This window comes from Dyadobacter sandarakinus, assembly GCF_016894445.1.
Classification (GTDB): Bacteria; Bacteroidota; Bacteroidia; order Cytophagales; family Spirosomataceae; genus Dyadobacter; species Dyadobacter sandarakinus.
In genome coordinates this window covers 1,000,648-1,019,533 of record NZ_CP056775.1, presented here as the reverse complement: position 1 = coordinate 1,019,533, position 18,886 = coordinate 1,000,648, and the positions used below count along the sequence as shown (strand labels likewise).

Genomic DNA, 18,886 nt, shown 5'->3' with positions numbered 1-18,886 from the left:
ACCTGTAAGCGTGATCGTGACATAATGATGCACATTTGGTTATAAAACTGAATTGGCATTTTACTAGCAGCCCATTCGTTGATTTCGCCACAACAATTACCCTATTAGTCACTTCTCTTTCATATCCTGAGACTTCAACAACTAAACTTGTATATACAAAAAGGACCTGCGGCAGAAATGTCAATAATAGTTTTACTTTGATAACTAATAGCTTCCTTAAGTCTAGTAGCTAAGTCTGCATGATTGTATATGACCGATTGTAGTAATGGAGTTTAGATTGAAAAAAGTTGGTACGCCTCTGGCAATCGGAGTTGCTCTGGTGAGTCTTCCAATTCTGTACTTTGTAAGTACAGGAGCGAGCTGGCAGCCATTGGATCCTCATGAACATTTAGTCCAAAATGGGATTGCCTATGTTTTCCTGATACTATTCACCTACTACAACCATACAGTTTTTGTTCCCCGTTGGTTTTTAAATAAGCAGTACCGGCGCTACTTTCTTATCACAACCTGCTGTATCCTTGGAGCAGTTTATTTGCCCTACCGAATTGAACAATGGGTGTTTTTTCGACAACCACAAGAAAACACAATCGTTGGTTGGGCAAGGCAGATTTTTGTAGCAGAAATGATGCTTGCCGGCCCGGATGGCAAACCACTAAGTTTTTCTAAAAACCAAAGTCCGATGCCGGAGACACCGCCAGACTTGTTCAGGAAAAACTCTTCTCAAAAGTCTTTTGGGCCACAAGGCCGATTTAACCGGCCACCGGGCGGTCCGCCTGCTATGACATGGATTTTACCTTCGAAACTCGCCATATTTTTTTTGATAGGCAGCGTAAGCTCGCTGATATCCATCCTGATCCAGGCGACAAACCGGCTTCACAAAGTTGAGAATGATCAGCTTCAGGCTGAACTCCGGCAATTGAAAGCCCAGATCCAGCCGCACTTTTTATTTAATACGCTTAATAGCATTTATGCTCTGGCTATCCGCAATGATGAGCGCACGGCGGATACGATCGTACAGCTCTCAGAATTTCTCAGGTATATTATCAGGGATTCCAACCAGGAGCATGTGGCACTGGTAACGGAATTGAACTACATCAATAACTATATCGGGCTGCAAAAGGCCAGGTTACGGGACGCAGTACAGGTGGACTATCGGCTGGATGGAGATACAAACGGATTTCAGATCGCCCCGCTGATCCTTTTTTCATTTATAGAAAACGCTTTTAAATACGGCGTCAATCCAGAAGAAGATTCCCCGATTGGCATTCATATAAAAATCAGTGAAAACGGTTTGCACTTACTGGTAAGAAACAATAAAGTGCAAGTAAGCCAGCTGGAAGCATCAACAGGTATAGGATTAAAAAACACAAAAGAACGGCTTCGGCTAATTTATCCAGGTATGCATGAGCTTACCATCGATGACACGGACAAGCAGTTCCAGGTTAACCTAAATCTCACACTGACATGATCAAAGCCATTGCGCTGGATGACGAGCGGCCAGCACTAGACGTGATTGAAGCTTTTTGCAGCAGGTTGGAACCTATCAGCTCTTTGAAAACCTTTACCCGCACCGGAGAAGCGCGTTTGTATATGGAAAGCAACCCGGTTGAGCTAGTTTTCCTGGATATCAACATGCCCAAAGAATCCGGACTCGAATTTGCAAAAACCGTTGACCGACAAACTGCGGTGATTTTTACTACCGCATACAGCGAATTTGCCGTCGAGAGCTACGAGGTTCAGGCGGTGGATTATCTTCTGAAACCCTTCACATTTCAGCGTTTCAGCACGGCAGTACAACGTGCTCAGCAGCATTTACAAGCAATGCGGCAGATTGCCGGGAATACAGCGGACGGTGAACCTGTCCACGTTTTTTTCCGGGTGGATTATGGCTTGGTGAAGGTCGCACTAAACGATATTCTATTTATTGAGGGCCTTGATAATTATCTAAAGATTCACCTTCAAAATGCGCGGCCAATGGTTGTCCGGATGACCATGAAAGCGATTTTGGATAAACTGCCCCAGACAAACTTTTTGCGCGTGCACCGTTCGTTCATTGTTGCACTGGATAAAATCGTGAATGTCCGCAGCAAGATGATTAACATTGGGAACGAAGAAATACCAGTCGGTAACAGTTACGAAAACGATTTTACAACAAGATTTCTTAAATAATATCTACCCCCAAATTTGTTTTACAGACAACAATGGAGACGGTTTGGTCACCACATTTGTCTGATTAGCCACAAGTTTTTCACACTCTTATCACGACCTGCGAAATTTGAATCATAGATACAACAAGTACTATCATTCACTTATAATCAGAGAGATGAAAGGGATTTTAAATTCAGGATGGGGCCTGATTCTTTTTACCGTTTTTACAGTGGCGTGCAGCTCAGATGATACTGATGTTACGCCGGATGCTGGCAGCACTTCTTCTTCAATCACCGCGGCTGTACTTACAACAACCAGCGCTAACACGACTTGCTCCGGTTCCACGGGTGTGGCTAAGGCTGTTTGTCTTGCCGAAGCCTTTAAGGCAACCCTGAGCAGCAGCCAGGTTTCGACTATGCAGCTGGACTACAGCCAGACTAATGCTAAAAAATGGTCGAACCTTCCGGCAGCCTTATCGGGCCGGATTGGGATAAAGCTGGGTTCTCTCAGCGATGTGCAACTGGCTGCATTCCGGGACCTGATGGTGGGTTTGCTTGACGTAAATGCGAGCAATGAAGGCTACGATGAAATGCTGGGCAATCTGGTGGCTGACGATTATCTGAATACAATCGGCGGCGGCTCAGCCTATGGGGCTGGCGAGTATTATCTTGCATTTTTGGGAACACCAAGTGCGACCGGCCTCTGGGAAATCCTGTTCACCGGACATCACTATACGCAGTCTTATACCTTCAATGGTGGTAAACTAACCGGCGTTACACCTGCTTTCCGCGGCGTAGAGCCAGCAAGTGCCGTCACGGCGAATGGTAAAACCTACCAGCCATTTGAACAGGAACGGGCCGTATTTGCAACCATGCTGGGCGGGCTAAGCTCTACTGAACAGGCAACTGCAAAACTTTCTAGTACATTCTCCGATATATTGCTTGGCCCAGGCAACGATGGATCATTCCCTTCTTCAAAATCAGGATTACAGGTTGGCTCGTTGACAGCAGCAAAACAATCGCTGGTCTTGGATGCGATCAAGCTTTATGTGAATGACCTGGATGCCACAACTGCCGCATCGATCCTGGCTACCTACACCAATGAACTGGCCAGCACCTACATTTCCTATTCGGGCACAACAGCAGTTGCATCGCAAAATGATTACGTGCGTATCGACGGACCGAATGTATGGATCGAGTTTTCCTACCAGGGCGGTGTCATAGTTCGTAACACCCCTCACCCGCACTCTGTCTGGCGTGACCGCAGTGGGGACTACGGAGGAAATTAACCTTCTCATAATTTCTACTAAGCTGCCCTATCTGGTTAGTGCCCTACCACCCGTTGCTGTGCATTACAATGACGTCTTTTGCCAATCAACCCACCAAAACACCAAACAATAATGACAAGATCATTTTCAATTTTTATGCCTCTCCTGGGCTTTTTTATGGCAACCTTTATTGCCTGCCAGGACCATGTTACACCAGACCCTGATACACCTGCTGATTCAACAGGAACCGGCATGCCTGGCGATTCAAGTGGTGGGCCAGGTGGACCTGGTGGCAATGGCGGTCCAGGAGGGAACGGTTCAAGCGCATCGGTAGAAGTTTCGAAGGCCATAACCGCTGCCATGTATACAATGACGATGACTAATACAAGCTGCGGGGGTGCTACCGGCCTGGCAAAAGTGGTTTGTCTGACGCAGGCTTTTCAGGCAACATTGTCCGACAGTCTCTTATCTGCTGTGCAACTTCCATACAGTCTGGCTAACGCTCAAAAATGGTCTAACCTGCCTGCCGGATTGTCCGCGCGTTATGGTATCAACCAGGCCTCACTGGATGAAACCCAGCGCACCGCGTTTAAAGATTTGATGCTTGCTCTACTTGCCTTGAATGTTACAGATGAAGGCTACGACGAAATGATCGGAAGCCTGGTTGCTGACAATGTCCTGGCAGTAAGCGGTGGCGGGACAACCTATGGCGCTGGTAATTTTTATGTATCGATCATTGGCACTCCAAGTACAACAGGGCTTTGGGAACTACTCTTTACCGGGCATCACTACACCCAGCCATATACGTTTAATGGTACAGCTGGCACTGGGTATACACCAGCATTCAGGGCGATCGAGCCTACGTATGCTGTCAGTGAAAATGGCAAAACTTACCAACCCATGGAGCAGGAACGGCTGGCATTTGCAGCGCTACTTACCAGTTTGAGCAGCAGCGAACAGGCCGCCGCCAAGCTAAGTTCATCTTTCGGGGATGTGGTACTTGGGCCGGGGCAGGACTGGAAGTTCCCAGCCACAAAGGTAGGCTTGAAAGTGGGCAGCCTGACGGCCGATAAGCAAGCGCTTGTGCTGAACGCGATTAAGCTTTATGTCAATGACCTGGATCCGACGTCGGCAGCAGCGGTACTAACCAAATACACCAATGAACTGCCCGACACCTACATATCCTATGCCGGAAACACGAGCGTAACTGCTGCTAATGATTACATTCGCATAGACGGGCCAAGCGTATGGATCGAGTTCTCCTACCAAGGCGGGGTGATTATCAAAAATATGCCGCACCCGCATTCAGTCTGGCGTGACCATACAACAGATTATGGCGGGACTAAATAAATCTATTTTGGACAATCCGATATTGATCGTAAACCACTTGAAAAAGTGGTTTACGATCCTACTGATCCCAATTATACGCGGTCTAAGTGCTGGTAACGCTTTGGGTCATCCAATGCCAAATTCAGTCGTCTTGCTGACCCTGCATTCCGACCACATCAGTACCGAATTACAGATTCCGTTAAGCGAATTGCAGGCAGCAATCGGTATTCCCGTCAATGATTCCTCTGCGCAGTTAGTCGACAGGCTTGGCTCGGAGCTCCGTGCTTATTTAACCAAGCATATCAACCCCAAGACATTAGATGGAAAACCATGGCGCGTAACCATCGGCGCATTAAAAGTGCACGAAACGCAAAATGCAATTAACGGCGTTTATCGCGAGCTGACAGCACAGTTGGAACTTACACCACCCGCTGGGGCAGACATAAGAAAATTCATTCTTGACTACGACGCGGTACTTCATCAGGTTGTGACCCATAAGATATTGGTATCAGTCAGTCAGGACTGGGCGGCAGGCAAGCTTGCAGAAGATGCTCCTGCACAGGTAGGAGTCATTGAGCTTGATATTGTCAATAACAGGATTTTACCACTGACGATCAACCTGGAAGCTGGAAGTGCTTGGAAAGGGTTGATATCCATGGTCAGGCTTGGCATCCAGCACATTGCGGAAGGAACAGACCACCTGCTTTTCATACTGGTGCTACTCCTACCCGCCCCACTGCTACACACACGCAGGCGCTGGACTGATTTCGGAGGCATCCGTTATAGTTTGTCGCGTCTGCTCTGGATTGTAAGTGCTTTTACGGTCGGCCATTCTGTTATACTGCTACTCGGGGCGTTGGGATGGGTTAGGCTCCCCAGCCAACCAGTCGAAATCATGATTGCTCTATCCATCCTGGTTTCTGCTATCCATGCCATTCGGCCACTTTTCCCTGGCAAAGAAACCTGGATCGCTACCGGCTTTGGCCTAATCCACGGGATGGCGTTTGCCAATACGCTTGCCAACCTTTCGCTCGATGCTGGCAGAATGGCCCTTAGCATCCTTGGCTTCAATGTCGGTATTGAACTGATGCAGCTGCTGATTATTATAGTTACAATCCCTTGGTTGATCTTGTTAAGCCGCACGCCGGTTTACAGGATTGTGCGGCTAACAGGTGCTGTTTTAGCTGCGGTGGCCGCAATTGCCTGGACAGCCGAGCGCGTGACCGGCACTGCAAATGCATGGGCCGGGATGGTAGAGCGCATTGCGGGCTACTCGCCTTATTTTGTGTTTCTACTAGCTTTGTTGGCTATATTCTTTACAATAAGAACACGACAATTAAAAAACGCCTGACTATAAATGAAATCAGTATTACTCGCATTTGTATTGTCAATGATTAGCGCGGCTGCTTTTGCGCACCTGGGCTCGGTTGAAGGGCGTGTGACCGACGCGGCAAGTGGCCTCCCACTCCGCGGGGTCAGTGTGCAGCTGGTCGGTACAGGCAAAGCAGAAGTAACAGACGAGCTTGGTCAATATCGTTTCAACGATCTGATAGCATCGGCTTACAAGCTGGAATTTTCACACATCGGCTATGCACCTTTAGTACAGGAAATAACGGTGGCCGACGAGTTGACTACGAAGGTCCAAACCAAGATGAGTGTCGCACCCGTAACGCTCAGCACTGTCACAGTATCCGGCTTAAAAGCCCATGACCAGCAGCTGATCAGCAGTCTGGATATCCGGCTGCGTCCTATCACCAATTCCCAGGAAATACTGCGGATTGTTCCCGGCCTTTTCATCGGGCAGCATGCGGGCGGAGGAAAAGCGGAGCAGATATTCCTACGCGGATTTGACATTGATCACGGGACCGATATCCGCCTGAGCGTGGACGGTATGCCCATCAACATGGTTTCACATGCCCACGGGCAGGGATATGCAGATCTGCATTTTGTGATACCCGAACTGGTGGAAACCGTTGATTTCAAGAAAGGCCCTTATACAACTGACAAAGGCAATTTTACAACAGCAGGCTGGGTCAATCTGAAAACAAAAACAACGCTTGATAACAGCTTTATAAAGCTTGAAGGGGGACAGTACGGCACTTTCCGCGCGGTTGGCGGATTGGATTTATTAGGACAAAAGGGAAAAGAGAAAAACCAGTCGGCTTACCTGGCCTCTGAATATTCTTATTCTGATTCCTATTTTGACAACCCGCAGAAATTCAAACGGTTCAACGTGCAGGGAAAATACCACGGCCATTTATCTGTCAATACGAACCTAACTTTAACCGGCTCAACGTTTTGGAGTAAATGGAACCACTCGGGGCAGATTCCTAACCGGGCTGTTGCATCGGGACTTACCGGATTTTTCGGCTCGGTTGACCCTACCGAAGGCGGCCAGACCAGCCGCACTAATTTCAATGCAGAAGCGGTCACCGTTACCCCCAGTGGTTACAAGATCAAAAACCAGCTGTTTTACAGTAATTACAATTTTGAGCTCTATTCAAATTTTACATTTTTCCTGAAAGATTCTATCAACGGCGACCAGATCCGTCAGAAGGAGAAGCGTGATCTTTTTGGTTATAACGGAAGCATTTCACGCACTGATTATATCGGCAGCATTGGCTTCACATCCACAGCAGGTTTGCAATACCGTCAGGATCTAACCCGCGGGACAGAGCTTTCCCATACCAAAAACCGGACTGAAACCCTTGACCGCCAGCAATATGGGAACATCAACGAAGTGAACGCTGGTGCTTACGTGGATGAGCTTATCCAATTCTCGGATCGTTTTTCCATCAATGCAGGTGTAAGACTTGATTATTTCCGAAACCAGTATGAAGATTTGCTACGCTCGCCGGTGACCAAAAAGCAAAGTACATCCGCTATCATCTCTCCGAAATTAAACCTTTACTATACTGTCAATCCCGGCCTGCAATTGTATCTGAACTCGGGGAAAAGTTTTCACTCCAATGATACAAGGGTAGTGATAACAGAAAATGGCCGCAGGACGCTTCCACCAGCTTATGGTGTTGATGCAGGGACGATCTTCAAGCCATTTCCAAGGCTTCTGGTGAATGCTGCCGCATGGTATTTGTGGCTTCAACAGGAGTTTGTATACGTGGGGGACGAAGGTGTGGTCGAGCCTAGTGGCAAAACCCGGCGCTACGGGCTGGACCTCTCCATGCGATATGAGCTTACCCGGCATCTGTATGCTGATCTGGACTTGAACGCTGCCAAACCGCGGGCGATTGGCATTGAGGCGGGCCAGGATTATTTGCCGCTTGCCCCTACCCTTACCTCTGTCGGCGGGCTATCCATCCGCAACGCAGGGGCATGGAGTGGGTCATTGCGGTACCGCTATATGGGTGCCAGGCCCGCCAATGAGGACAACAGCATTGTGGCCAAAGGCTATTTTGTCAACGATTTACAACTCAATTATACCAAATCAAGGTATTCGCTCGGATTATCCATACAAAACCTCTTCAACACCCGCTGGAAGGAAACGCAGTTCGCAACCGAAAGCCAGCTTCAAGGCGAACCTGCTCCCGTTGAAGAAATCCATTTCACCCCTGGGACGCCGTTTGCTGCCCGACTTAGCTTTACATACTTTCTCAAATGAAGCTCGCTATGCATTCAGGTTTGGATGCATTCGAGTTAATCTAGTAACCCTGTTTCATTTTGCAGTTCAAGGTTCAATAAAATCCCGGTGATATTTGCCGGGATTTTTCTTTGAAAATTATAGTACAATAAAAGGTAAGTTCGAAAGAGTTAATTAGAAAATATTGCCTTAGGAATAGATTGTTTGGCAATATATGGACAGGATGCACAAGTTCATTAAAACGACCGTGGCTGTTGCACAACTCATTTTAATCTGAGTTGCTAGTTTGGCGTTATTTATTCAATGGGTTTCCAAGTAGGATCTTTCGATTCATCTTTTAGCGGTGGCCTAACGTGAGCTTTCATAGTTAGCTCGCAAGCGCCAAATACAAAAAAATTGTGTTGGCCGACTCTTAGGGAAACTGTGTTAGCACCTCCTTCATAATCCGGATTTTCATTCTGAACAGGATCACTTTCCCAAAAGCAGATTGGGCAAATGCTATAATCTTCTACCAAATGCCCACCAAGTGTTTGGTAGCCGCAGCATGGACATGTTCCTATTTTCATTGACTTTTTCGATCATTTAAACACCTTCCGGCTCGCTGCCTTATTAAACTTAATAAGGCAGATTATGCTTCGCCGAGTCAGTAATTTTCTGTAACTTAAGGAATGCAAGGAAAGAAAAATTACTCGGAAAAGTTGTTCATCAGCTTCCAACTTTCAGATCGTGTACCTAGGGAAAATTTCTACCGCAGACTTGGCGAAGCGCTCGATCTGAAGTTTTTATACAACGATACACGCGAGCTGTATGGCAAAACTGGTAATCCGTCGATTGATCCAGTTGTTTTCTTTAAGTTGATGTTGACCGGATACCTGGAAAACATCACATCAGATCGGCGTCTTATAGAGCACAGCTCGATGCGACCGCGGCGGCGGACCGTTGGATATTCTGTACTTCATTGGCTATGATATTGACGAATCGTTGCCATGGCATTCAACCGTTAGTAGGACCAGGCAACTATATCCAGCCACAGTTTTTGAAAGTCTGTTCGACAAGGTTTTCAGCATGTGCGTTGATAAGGGTATGGTCAGTGGGCATACTCAGGCCCTGGATTCCGCTCCGATCAAAGCGAATGCCTCAATGGAAAGTCTTGAGTTGAAAAAGCCATTTCAATCTATCAAGAACCACTTTGAGAATGTTGATGCTGAAAATCAACAATAGGCAAGCACTGACGTAACTTCGCCTGCCGGGATATTAACTGCTCCGCCGCATCATCTCAGGCGCATAAAATCTCACCAGGAAAAACTTCGCGAGAATCCTATTAGTGCTAGCGGCGCTGCTCATGAAAAAGCACAGCTCTTTAGCAATAAAACCCATTACAGTCCCCATGATCCAGATGCACGTATTTCAGTAAAGCCTGGAAAGGCAAGAAAACTCAACTATCACTGTCGTATGGCAGTCGATACGAGTCAGGGTGTAATCAGCCATATACAGGCAGACTTTGCAGATGGAAGAGATAGTCAGTATTTGCCAGCCATGACTGAGAAGGTTGAAGGTAGAATAAAGGCCAATGAACTATGCATGACCGAGCTCCTAGCAGATGGAGGTTACTCCAATGGTTAAAATTACCAATTCTTAGAATTACGGAATATCACACCGTGGATTCCTGTTTTTGGAAAGTATAAACCGGAAAGGGAATGGGTCACCTACGACAGGAAGGAGGATGTTTTTATCTGCACAATGGACAAGAGAATCCCATTTAAAGGCTTTGGCCGGACTTCAGATGGACAGTCTATAAAGAATTATCGGGCCTCTAAAAAAGATTGCATTCCCTGCATTCTCAAAGATTCCTGTACACCCAAGTCGCTATTTAAAAGAATATTCACGACAACCTATGAAGACTATTACCACAGAGCTCATGAAAGGCAGCACAGCAGACAAGCAAGCAAATGAAGCGACTGCGATAGAGCACAATAGAGCCTATTTTTGGAAGTCTGGTCCATCATTACGGATTAAATAAAATCAATGTTTTAGGGAAGGCCGCAGCTCATAAGGTGATGCTGATGTCAGCCATTTGCATTAATCTTAAAAAGTACCTCAAAACATTTAATAATAAACTGGTGCAGAGCGCCGCAAAAGAGGCAAAACGTGACTGTAAGGCTACATTCTTTAAGCCATTTTATCGCTTTGGGCTGACTTCATAAATTCTCAGATATTACTTATTGAAATTAACTCACCCAAAAATTCCTGCAAGTTCCGCAACAGCCACTACCGTTTCCGCGTACGCACATGATATAGCAAATCGGAGAATGAGTGGGGGAACAGAAACTCAATGCTGCCCCTGCCATTTTAAAGAGCATAAATATCTCTAAGAGCTTTTCTAGTTTTAAGGACGGATCTAACTTAGGATCCTGATTGCGTCTAATACTTTATATGTAGAATTAACTACAACCGAGATCCATAAAGTTGTCCCGATCAAGCAAGTTTATTGAAACCGAAGTTTTAGAAAGAAAAGTCCTGCTTTGTTAAAGCAGGATTGGCTTACTTGTGCAAAATAATAGCTACCGATACCAAATTCAGATTGAAAAGTCCGGACAATAAATTCACGATCACCAAGGCGTGTTCATTGTGTTTAGCCATCTTTTTACTTGGTCGCTTACAGCCGTTTCCTTTTCTCCTTTCATTACAAACAACACCCAATCTCGCTCCATGCCTCCCTGGGTTGAAAAACCTTCAAGAACGATACTTTTGGGTGCGAGCGTTTTTACCTGGTCAAATGTGGTGCCAATCCCATATCCTGCATTTGTGTTGAACGGGGCAATTGTTTTACCGGCCAAATCATATTGATCTAGAAAACTTTTTATTGGGGGGGGCAACTGCATCCCCCAAGTTGGGAAACCCAAGAAAATCAGATCATACTTTTCAATACTATCAATTCGGGTTTCCAGTGGTGGCAAAAACCCTGATGCGTTCTCTTGTGCAACCTGCTCAACAGTGGTTCGGTAATCAGCAGGATAAGGCGTTGTTAATTCAAGGGCCACCAGCTTGCCTCCGGTTTGCGCTTTAATCATTTCTGCAACAGCCTTTGTATTACTTGTCCGTGAAAGGTAAACAATTAACGTTTTTTCAAATGGTGCAACTGGTATTGAATCAAGTCCAATCTCTGCCTGTTCATTAGATGAACAGGCAAAATGCGACAGTGCAAGCAATATAATTATGCTAGTTATTTTCATTTGTTTGCTTAACAGTGGTAAACCTACAAGCATATAATTCAAGGGATTCTCGAAATGCTTTACAGGTTTTGAACCGGTGAGTACTGTTTAACACTCACCGCAGTGATAATTAAATAGCTTCCTGCCTTTCATCCTTGAAGGGTTGGTTATAATAACGCTTTCCTTTCATTTTATACAAGGCATTGGCTACTGCGCCGAATACCGGTGGAAATGGTGGCTCACCTAACCCGGTTGGATCAAGTTCATTTTTGACAAAGTGGACCTGGATAATTTTAGGCGCTTCATTGATCCGGATCATCCTGTAATTATAAAAATTCTGCTGCTGTGCAACACCCTCTTTCAACGTCAATTCTCCATAGAATGCATTACCAATCCCGTCAATAACCGCTCCCTGCACCATATTTGTTGCTGCATCCGGATTGATCACGATACCACAGTCCATAGCGCTAAACACGCGCTCGACATAGGGTTGCCCCTCGCGGGTGACCATATCGACGACGTGGGCAGCATAAGAATTATGACAAAAATAGGCAGCTACCCCACGACTATATTTCCCGTTATCGGCGCTGCCCCAACCAGATTTTTTACGCACTAATTCAAGAACACCTGCATATCTGTCTGGCTCATATTCATTGTTCTTGCCTACGGGGTTTTCCTTAGCTCGCCTTAAAAGCGCCAGTCTAAATTCAATAGGATCTTTTCCCGCCGCTTCCGCCACTTCATCCAAAAACGACTGTTCAGCAGCCGCATTGAAATTTGAACGGGGCGCCCTAAACGCACCTATTGTAATGTTCGATGGGATCTGCCAGCCTTCTGCCAAATAATTATCCACGGCCCCGGCAGGGAAACGGTTGGCATGTATCGGATGTTCTGGAATGCCGCCGCCCTTGACATGAAAGGCGACCAGATTTTTGTTGGCATCCAAAGCCGCCCGGTAAGTTGCTGTGTACATAGGCCGGTAAATCCCATATGTCATGTCATCCTCCCGGGTATATATTAACTTGACAGGTGCTTTCACTTTTCGCGAGATCAGCGCCGCTTCATAAAGGTAATGTCCATACGCCCTGCGACCAAAACCACCGCCCATGCGCGTCATCTGGATTTCAATCTTATCTGCCGGCAGGTTCAAAAGCTTTGCCACTGATGCCTCAGAAAATCCTGGTGCCTGCAAGGGGCCTGCAAGCAGAGCCTTCTCCTCAGTCACATGGGCAAAGAAATTCATCGGTTCCATGCAGTTGTGTGCCAAAAAAGGTCCATAGTAAGTACGCTCAATAACTTGCGCCGCATTGGCGAAAGCTGTTTCCGGGTCACCGTCTTTTCTTAATTGCTGCGCTGGCTTGGCAGCATACTCCTTCATTTGTTGCATTTGAGTCGCCGTACTTTCAAGGCCAGCAGGCAGGGTCAATTCCCGGCTGGGCCCCCTGCCGCCCATTCTGTCTTTTTGCCCGCCCGTAGGCTGCCAGTTCACCACTAATTTTTTACGGGCGTTCATCACCTGCCAGGTTGAGCTTCCTACAATGACAAGCAATTCGTTGAAGCTCCGGGTATCAAAAATGCCCTGTTCAAAATTATCATCAAACAATTTTAGTGTGAAAACTTCTTTTATGCCCGGCATTTTGAGCGCTTCTGCAGCATCGAAAGATTTTAGTTTCATGCCAAAAGCTGGTGGGTGCTGGATCATGGCAATCAGCATACCATCTACACTATAATCCATTCCAAAAAGTGGCTTTCCAGAAGTAATTTTTTTTATTTCAACGTTCTTTTTGGAATTACTAACGATGGTGAATTCTTTTGGCTTTTTTAGTTTGAATTCTTTGGGCACTGGTAGGGCGGCCGCTTTACTGGCCATCTCACCATATGCAGCAGACTTTCCGCTTGCATGGGACAAAACCCCCGCCTTGGTCGTCACCTCGCTTTCAGCTACATTCCAACTCTGGGCAGCTGCCTGGCGCAGCATCTGTCTTGCTGCCGCGCCAGCCTCCCGCAGCGGCTTCCAGTACATTCTTACCGAGTTGCTGCCTCCGGTAAACTGCGCACCTAATTTTGCGGGATCATGCGGACCCATTTCGACGGTCACATTCTTCCAGTCAACATCCAGTTCTTCCGCCAACATCATTGGTAAAGAAGTCATCACGTTTTGACCGAACTCAGGGTTAGGGCAAAAAAGTTTTATTTTATTATCGGTTGTAATGTGGATAAAGCCATTCAGCCGCACCGGCTCGTCTGGCAAACCCAGCGCTTCTAACTTATCAGCAGACTTAAAACTGGATAACCAGCTTACTGTCAGCATCAATCCCCCACCTTATAGCAGTGATGCTTTTAAAAAAGAGCGCCTGTTTAAGGCATTTTTATCTTTGTTCATGGTCGGATTTAGTTAATGGGTTATTTCTTAGGCGCATAAGCACCATTTTCTATCCAGGTGAGCCAGGCTCTCTTGAATTCAGCATGGCTTACTGGCGGCAAAGTCCTTCCTTCTCCCGGGTTCCAGCCTGCCAGCACCAGCCCGTCGTCGGCATGCTCGATCAGCTTTTTAAAGTCCTTATTGCCATTTTGCTTTTTATCAACAAGCTGCCGGGCCAGTTCATGGGCGCTTTTACCTTGAAAAACCATTCTCATTGCAGCTGGCGGCAAGTGCCACTCCGGATTGCCAGGGGGCGTATGAATGCCTGGCGTGTTGGTGTCCTGGTGACAATTCGAGCATTTCATGGCATAAACACCTTTACCATCCACACCGCGTTTCGGTGCCATTGCATGCAAATGGCTGTCGTCGCCTTGCAGCGGTACATCACCTGCCGGGTGACAGTTCATGCAACGCGGGCTCATCAATGTTTTATATACTGTTTCAAATGCCTTGACAGACGCAATACTATCCTTGGCAGCAAAGCCAAGCTTGATTGGCTCGACGGGCATATCATCGGTTCTAAATGCAGAAGCCGCTGCCGCAATGATAAAAATCATGACAGACAACAGCGTTAGCGTTTTGACGTAAATGAGATAGCGGATTCCTTTACTTGGATCATGCTTCATAACATTAAGTTTAGGTGAGATTACATTACCCTTTTGTAGACGTATTCCTTTGCAGCTCAGCAGCCGCGTGGATTGCTTCACGAATGCGCAGATAGGTGCCGCACCGGCAAATGTTCCCGGCCATGGCATCGTCTATATCCTGATCGGTCGGATTGCCTTTTTCGCGCAGCAGCACAACGGCAGACATGATCTGTCCCGAATGGCAATAGCCGCACTGCGGCACATCAATTTCCTGCCAAGCTTTTTGGACTGGATGGTCATTGTTTGCCGATAATCCTTCAATGGTCGTCACCTGCTTGCCTACGGCGCGGCTTACCTTGGTTACGCACGAGCGGACGGCTTCCCCATTCAAATGCACCACGCAGGCACCGCATTGGGCTACACCACAGCCGTACTTGGTGCCTTTCAGTCCGGCTAAGTCCCGAATTGCCCAAAGCAGCGGCATTTGCGGGTCAGCATCCAACTTGTAATCTTTTTTATTGATTTTCAATGTGATATTTGCCATGATGCCTAGTGGTTTAGTTATTTTCTACTTGCTAAGACTCTTGCTAACACTTGCCTGCCTGCATCAACTTCACTTTTGCCGATCTTGGACTCTACTGTTGCCATTAATTTCTCCAACTGTTCGCTGGTAAATCCAAGGTGCAGGCCAATTCCCAAATGCCCTTGCAATTGGGACTCCACGCCGCCCAGACTGACAAGTGCAGCGATTGTAGTCAGTTCCCTTTCTTCATGGGTGATGACTCCCCTGATAAAAATGTCATGAAACAGGTGCTCCTTTAAAAGCGTATCAATAGCAGGCACAAAGGCTGCATATCCACTCTTTTTAGGATAGGTTTCATGCTGGCCGGTAAGTGATTCAAGAACCTTTTTTCCACTTTCGAATTTGTCCAGCTCGCTTGGTTTGCTGGCCGCCTTGCCCACCACGTCAGTAATGCCCTTAGCTTTACGTTCATCAAGCACGATGTTAAAGGCAATAATCCCGTTCAAACTTCTTGGAAATCCACAGTACGCTGATAAATGGATCAGCTCTTCTTTGATCTCATTGATACTCATGCCGACGCTTAGGCCATCATGCAAAGCTTGTTTCAAGTTTGATAAATCACCTTTTGCCGTAAGGGCAGAGATAGCGACAATGCTGACTTGTTTTTGGCTAAGGCTTTTGCCCTGCTCCGTATTTTGCTGTGCCATACTTTGATGAAAAATAATAGCCGCTACCAATATTAATATCAATGATTTCATAAGTTCTAGCTTTGCGTGCGTGGAGATTGGCTTATTTAATCCGTCATCTTGATTGGCCTGAGAAGCCGTGAAAATGTGAGCGATCCCATTTTCCATTTACCATTCTCATTGATATAAACTTCGGTCACCATAAATGGGTTAACAACCTGATTGCCACTGACAACTGCCTGCAAATCAATATCGTTTAACAGGATTGCTGTATTGCCGATCACATTAACAGAGATAGAATAAAGCTCTGCTTTTTTATACCAAATTTCACCCGTCTGAATTACTTCTAATTCCCGTTCTTTACCCCAGGTACCACCCATATGAACAAAAACTGCTTTATCATCAAAGAGCTCAGATAGCTGGTCCACTTTCTTTTCTGACATCCAGCCCCACTTATCTTTTGAAAGCTTGATGACTTGCCGCTGAGCATCATCAGCAACACCGTACTTGGATTGTGCTAGGGACTGTTGGTTAGTTAGTATCATAAAAATAAGCCCTGCAATGGGCAGTATAAAGCACTTGGGTGGGGAATTATATATCATCAGCGCTGCTGTATAGATTATTTCTTTACAGGGCCATACTCTGCATCCGTTACCTTTTGCAACCATATTGTCCTGCCTTTTTGGGCTGGAGATGTCGCGATATAGGTCACCCCACTTTCCGCTGTGGCCCCATGCCAATGCTCCACACCGGGCAGACATTTAATTACATCGCCAGGCTTCATGGTTTGTTTAGGTTTGCCTTTTTCCTGGTAGTAGCCCTTACCCTCTGTAAAAATCAAAATTTGACCTCCCGGATGCGAATGCCAGTCCAGGCGCGCACCTGGATCAAAAATTGCCACTGCGGTGCCATAACTAAAAACACTGTCAGGCGCGCTCAGCTCTTTGAGCCAAACATTGCCAACATGATGGACATTAGGTGATTTCTCCCCCTCTTTGGCAAATATCGGAACTTGTTGTGCTACCGCGCCGAAAGACAGCGCGGTAAGCATCATGGTAATAATTGAAAGGAATTTTTTCATTGCTCCTTAAGCAAATAGTTAGCGGTCAACACGACTTTGCAATTCTTGCGAATACCGGGCGCCCTGGATCTGTACCAAAGCAACAGCATCATTGATTTTTGTTAGATCGCCTGCGGCCAACTTGACATTCGCTGCCGACAGGTTTTCTTCCAACCGGTGAAGCTTGGTAGTCCCTGGGATTGGAACGATCCAGGGCTTTTGGGCTAAAAGCCATGCAAGGACGATTTGTGCAGTTGTGGCTGGCATTCCTGCAACATCTTTTTCAGCGGCAATCCGTGTAAGCACATCAACCAGGTCCTGGTTTACTTTTCGGTTTTCAGCAGAAAAGCGTGGAACGATATTGCGGAAATCATTTTTATCAAATGTTGTCTCTTCATTGATCTTTCCAGTTAAAAAACCTTTTCCAAGAGGGCTAAATGGCACAAGTCCAATCCCCAGCTCTTCCAGAGTTGGAATAATCTCAGCCTCCGGCTCTTTCCACCAAAGTGAATACTCACTTTGCAGCGCCGAGACAGGCTGGACTGCATGCGCTTTGCGGATCGTGGCCACGCCTGCTTCCGAAAGCCCAAAGTATTTTACTTTGCCTTCACGGATCAAATCTTTAACCGTTCCCGCCACATCTTCAATCGGCACTTTGGGGTCTACGCGGTGCTGGTAAAAAAGATCGATCACATCTGTCCGCAAACGTTTCAGTGACGCTTCGGCAACCGCGCGGATATTTTCAGGCCGACTGTCCACGCCCGCAGTGGGTTTACCATCTTTGAAACCAAATTTAGTTGCGATCACCACATCACTGCGAAATGGCTGCAAGGCTTCGCCGAGAAGTTCTTCGTTGGTAAATGGCCCGTATGCTTCTGCGGTATCAAAAAATGTGACGCCCCGCTCAACAGCCGCATGGATTAACTTGATCGCCTCTTGTTTTTCCGTTGCTGGACCGTATCCGAAGCTTAGGCCCATACAACCCAGGCCAAAGGCAGATACTTCCAGGCCGCTATTTCCTAATTTTCTTTTTTCCATTTTGTTAGTTTCTTGACTGATCTAGATCTTGTGCTCACCAAGCCATTTTACCATAGCTGGGTCGCGGTGGTCAAAGAAGCTGCTGGCATTGGTGTCCAGTCCTTTGATGGCTTCCATGTCCTGATCGCTGAGCTTAAAATCGAAAATGTTGAAGTTTTCTTCCATCCGAGCTTTACGCACTGACTTAGGAATAGCTACTACACCACGTTGGGTAAGCCAGCGCAGTACAACTTGCGCTATGGTTTTATTGTACTTAGCCCCAATGGATGACAACAGCTCATTTTCAAAAATGCCGTTTTTCCCTTCTGCAAACGGGCCCCAAGATTCAATTTGCACATTGTTTTCCTGCATGAATTGATGTGGCTGGATCTGCTGGTGGAAGGGGTGTGTTTCAATCTGATTAACGGCCGGGATGATTTCATTGTGGACGATCAAATCCATCAATCTGTCGGGTTGAAAGTTGCTGACACCAATTGCCCCTTACCCGTCCTTCTTTATAAAATTCCTGCATTGCTTTCCATTCTCCGTAAACATCACCGAACGGCTGGTGTATCAGATATAAGTCCAGATATTCTAATTGCAACTTTTCCAGCGAGGCTTCGAATGCCTTTTTGGTATTCTCATAGCCCTGGCTCTGAATCCAGAGTTTTGTTGTAATAAATAGATCTTCTCTTGCAACACCACTGCTTTTGATCGCATTGCCCACTGCCTGCTCATTGCCATAAGAAGCAGCCGTATCAATCAAGCGGTATCCTGTTTCAATTGCGTCGAGCACACTTCTTTCACATTCTGCCAGATCGGGAACCTGAAAAACCCCAAATCCCAAGACTGGCATTTCTATACCATTATTTAAAATCACCTTTTCCATCATTGATATATTAAGTTTGTTGTAAAATTTCCTAAGATAGAATTAACGGCCTCCGTCCTACTCTAACTTATTGTGCTACAAAGTTCAAACCAATTGGATAATGCATTTGTATACATATTCCTGAAATGTCTACCAATATTCCTGATCT

At 46.4% G+C, this 18,886-nt stretch carries 20 protein-coding genes; 9 read left to right on the top strand and 11 right to left on the bottom strand.

Features of this window, described 5'->3' with window-relative positions; translation table 11 throughout:
- Nucleotides 1–265 precede the first annotated feature (265 nt).
- The 6 genes from HWI92_RS04095 (at nucleotide 266) to HWI92_RS04070 (ending at nucleotide 8,363) form a co-directional block, all read left to right on the top strand.
- Entirely contained in the window at nucleotides 266–1,468 is a 1,203-nt protein-coding gene (locus HWI92_RS04095; protein ID WP_204660902.1) for a sensor histidine kinase, read from the top strand.
- On the top strand, nucleotides 1,465–2,169 hold the full coding sequence (locus HWI92_RS04090; protein ID WP_204660901.1) for a LytR/AlgR family response regulator transcription factor: 705 nt from the start codon (nucleotides 1,465–1,467) through the stop codon (nucleotides 2,167–2,169). The genes HWI92_RS04095 and HWI92_RS04090 overlap by 4 nt, the downstream gene beginning before the upstream one ends.
- A 154-nt stretch (nucleotides 2,170–2,323) precedes the next feature.
- Nucleotides 2,324–3,436, top strand: a complete 1,113-nt coding sequence (locus HWI92_RS04085) for a DUF3500 domain-containing protein (RefSeq protein ID WP_204660900.1) — start codon at nucleotides 2,324–2,326, stop codon at nucleotides 3,434–3,436.
- Nucleotides 3,437–3,547: 111 nt separating this feature from the next.
- Nucleotides 3,548–4,765, top strand: a complete 1,218-nt coding sequence (locus HWI92_RS04080; protein WP_229248859.1) for a DUF3500 domain-containing protein — start codon at nucleotides 3,548–3,550, stop codon at nucleotides 4,763–4,765.
- Nucleotides 4,749–6,095 (top strand): HupE/UreJ family protein, encoded by a 1,347-nt coding sequence (locus HWI92_RS04075; RefSeq protein WP_229248857.1) that lies wholly within the window; start codon nucleotides 4,749–4,751, stop codon nucleotides 6,093–6,095. The genes HWI92_RS04080 and HWI92_RS04075 overlap by 17 nt, the downstream gene beginning before the upstream one ends.
- Before the next feature lie 6 nt (nucleotides 6,096–6,101).
- Nucleotides 6,102–8,363 carry a TonB-dependent receptor gene (locus HWI92_RS04070; RefSeq protein WP_204660899.1) on the top strand — a complete coding sequence of 754 codons (2,262 nt, stop codon included), beginning with the start codon at nucleotides 6,102–6,104 and terminating at the stop codon, nucleotides 8,361–8,363.
- A gap of 275 nt (nucleotides 8,364–8,638) precedes the next feature.
- Here HWI92_RS04070 and HWI92_RS25560 read toward each other — a convergent pair whose 3' ends face one another.
- Entirely contained in the window at nucleotides 8,639–8,908 is a 270-nt protein-coding gene (locus HWI92_RS25560; protein WP_204660898.1) for a CPCC family cysteine-rich protein, read from the bottom strand.
- Between the two features lie 102 nt (nucleotides 8,909–9,010).
- On the opposite strand from HWI92_RS25560, the gene HWI92_RS25415 reads away from it, so the two are divergent.
- The 3 genes from HWI92_RS25415 to HWI92_RS04045 all read left to right on the top strand — a co-directional run bounded on the left by HWI92_RS25415 (nucleotide 9,011) and on the right by HWI92_RS04045 (nucleotide 10,546).
- A complete protein-coding gene (locus HWI92_RS25415) occupies nucleotides 9,011–9,310 on the top strand; it encodes a transposase (RefSeq protein WP_204660897.1) in 300 nt (99 codons plus the stop codon).
- 484 nt (nucleotides 9,311–9,794) lie between these two features.
- Entirely contained in the window at nucleotides 9,795–9,965 is a 171-nt protein-coding gene (locus HWI92_RS04050) for a hypothetical protein (RefSeq protein WP_204660895.1), read from the top strand.
- A gap of 350 nt (nucleotides 9,966–10,315) precedes the next feature.
- Nucleotides 10,316–10,546 carry a hypothetical protein gene (locus HWI92_RS04045; protein WP_204664244.1) on the top strand — a complete coding sequence of 77 codons (231 nt, stop codon included), beginning with the start codon at nucleotides 10,316–10,318 and terminating at the stop codon, nucleotides 10,544–10,546.
- 405 nt (nucleotides 10,547–10,951) lie between these two features.
- Here HWI92_RS04045 and HWI92_RS04040 read toward each other — a convergent pair whose 3' ends face one another.
- From HWI92_RS04040 to HWI92_RS25695, 10 genes are all read right to left on the bottom strand, one after another.
- A complete protein-coding gene (locus HWI92_RS04040) occupies nucleotides 10,952–11,608 on the bottom strand; it encodes a flavodoxin (protein ID WP_229248855.1) in 657 nt (218 codons plus the stop codon).
- Between the two features lie 76 nt (nucleotides 11,609–11,684).
- Entirely contained in the window at nucleotides 11,685–13,868 is a 2,184-nt protein-coding gene (locus HWI92_RS04035) for a xanthine dehydrogenase family protein molybdopterin-binding subunit (protein ID WP_229248853.1), read from the bottom strand.
- A gap of 89 nt (nucleotides 13,869–13,957) precedes the next feature.
- Nucleotides 13,958–14,602, bottom strand: coding sequence for a hypothetical protein (locus HWI92_RS04030; RefSeq protein ID WP_204660894.1), 645 nt, complete (start codon nucleotides 14,600–14,602; stop codon nucleotides 13,958–13,960).
- Nucleotides 14,603–14,627: 25 nt separating this feature from the next.
- The gene (locus HWI92_RS04025) at nucleotides 14,628–15,107 is read right to left on the bottom strand and encodes a (2Fe-2S)-binding protein (protein WP_204660893.1); all 480 of its coding nucleotides are present in this window, start codon (nucleotides 15,105–15,107) and stop codon (nucleotides 14,628–14,630) included.
- Nucleotides 15,108–15,124: 17 nt separating this feature from the next.
- Nucleotides 15,125–15,940: a carboxymuconolactone decarboxylase family protein gene (locus tag HWI92_RS04020; RefSeq protein WP_204660892.1), complete on the bottom strand. Its 816-nt coding sequence runs from the start codon at nucleotides 15,938–15,940 to the stop codon at nucleotides 15,125–15,127.
- The gene (locus HWI92_RS04015; RefSeq protein ID WP_229248843.1) at nucleotides 15,880–16,440 is read right to left on the bottom strand and encodes a nuclear transport factor 2 family protein; all 561 of its coding nucleotides are present in this window, start codon (nucleotides 16,438–16,440) and stop codon (nucleotides 15,880–15,882) included. The genes HWI92_RS04020 and HWI92_RS04015 overlap by 61 nt, the downstream gene beginning before the upstream one ends.
- Nucleotides 16,392–16,853: a cupin domain-containing protein gene (locus HWI92_RS04010; protein WP_204660891.1), complete on the bottom strand. Its 462-nt coding sequence runs from the start codon at nucleotides 16,851–16,853 to the stop codon at nucleotides 16,392–16,394. Before HWI92_RS04010 ends, HWI92_RS04015 begins: the two co-directional genes overlap by 49 nt.
- Before the next feature lie 18 nt (nucleotides 16,854–16,871).
- Nucleotides 16,872–17,870 (bottom strand): aldo/keto reductase, encoded by a 999-nt coding sequence (locus tag HWI92_RS04005; protein ID WP_204660890.1) that lies wholly within the window; start codon nucleotides 17,868–17,870, stop codon nucleotides 16,872–16,874.
- A 21-nt stretch (nucleotides 17,871–17,891) separates the two neighbouring features.
- Complete coding sequence (locus HWI92_RS25700) at nucleotides 17,892–18,311, bottom strand: aldo/keto reductase (protein ID WP_262897689.1); 420 nt, start codon at nucleotides 18,309–18,311, stop codon at nucleotides 17,892–17,894.
- A complete protein-coding gene (locus HWI92_RS25695) occupies nucleotides 18,289–18,741 on the bottom strand; it encodes an aldo/keto reductase (protein WP_262897688.1) in 453 nt (150 codons plus the stop codon). The genes HWI92_RS25700 and HWI92_RS25695 overlap by 23 nt, the downstream gene beginning before the upstream one ends.
- Nucleotides 18,742–18,886 lie beyond the last annotated feature (145 nt).

What these genes read in the sequence shown, in the direction of transcription:
- HWI92_RS04095 (WP_204660902.1), top strand. Translation starts at nt 266, where the DNA reads ATGGAGTTTAGATTGAAAAAAGTTGGTACGCCTCTGGCAATCGGAGTT.
- HWI92_RS04090 (WP_204660901.1), top strand. Translation starts at nt 1,465, where the DNA reads ATGATCAAAGCCATTGCGCTGGATGACGAGCGGCCAGCACTAGACGTG.
- HWI92_RS04085 (WP_204660900.1), top strand. Translation starts at nt 2,324, where the DNA reads ATGAAAGGGATTTTAAATTCAGGATGGGGCCTGATTCTTTTTACCGTT.
- HWI92_RS04080 (WP_229248859.1), top strand. Translation starts at nt 3,548, where the DNA reads ATGACAAGATCATTTTCAATTTTTATGCCTCTCCTGGGCTTTTTTATG.
- HWI92_RS04075 (WP_229248857.1), top strand. Translation starts at nt 4,749, where the DNA reads ATGGCGGGACTAAATAAATCTATTTTGGACAATCCGATATTGATCGTA.
- HWI92_RS04070 (WP_204660899.1), top strand. Translation starts at nt 6,102, where the DNA reads ATGAAATCAGTATTACTCGCATTTGTATTGTCAATGATTAGCGCGGCT.
- HWI92_RS25560 (WP_204660898.1), bottom strand. Translation starts at nt 8,908, where the DNA reads ATGAAAATAGGAACATGTCCATGCTGCGGCTACCAAACACTTGGTGGG.
- HWI92_RS25415 (WP_204660897.1), top strand. Translation starts at nt 9,011, where the DNA reads ATGCAAGGAAAGAAAAATTACTCGGAAAAGTTGTTCATCAGCTTCCAA.
- HWI92_RS04050 (WP_204660895.1), top strand. Translation starts at nt 9,795, where the DNA reads ATGGCAGTCGATACGAGTCAGGGTGTAATCAGCCATATACAGGCAGAC.
- HWI92_RS04040 (WP_229248855.1), bottom strand. Translation starts at nt 11,608, where the DNA reads ATGCTTGTAGGTTTACCACTGTTAAGCAAACAAATGAAAATAACTAGC.
- HWI92_RS04030 (WP_204660894.1), bottom strand. Translation starts at nt 14,602, where the DNA reads ATGAAGCATGATCCAAGTAAAGGAATCCGCTATCTCATTTACGTCAAA.
- HWI92_RS04025 (WP_204660893.1), bottom strand. Translation starts at nt 15,107, where the DNA reads ATGGCAAATATCACATTGAAAATCAATAAAAAAGATTACAAGTTGGAT.
- HWI92_RS04020 (WP_204660892.1), bottom strand. Translation starts at nt 15,940, where the DNA reads ATGGAAAATGGGATCGCTCACATTTTCACGGCTTCTCAGGCCAATCAA.
- HWI92_RS04015 (WP_229248843.1), bottom strand. Translation starts at nt 16,440, where the DNA reads ATGGTTGCAAAAGGTAACGGATGCAGAGTATGGCCCTGTAAAGAAATA.
- HWI92_RS04010 (WP_204660891.1), bottom strand. Translation starts at nt 16,853, where the DNA reads ATGAAAAAATTCCTTTCAATTATTACCATGATGCTTACCGCGCTGTCT.
- HWI92_RS04005 (WP_204660890.1), bottom strand. Translation starts at nt 17,870, where the DNA reads ATGGAAAAAAGAAAATTAGGAAATAGCGGCCTGGAAGTATCTGCCTTT.
- HWI92_RS25700 (WP_262897689.1), bottom strand. Translation starts at nt 18,311, where the DNA reads ATGGATTTGATCGTCCACAATGAAATCATCCCGGCCGTTAATCAGATT.
- HWI92_RS25695 (WP_262897688.1), bottom strand. Translation starts at nt 18,741, where the DNA reads ATGATGGAAAAGGTGATTTTAAATAATGGTATAGAAATGCCAGTCTTG.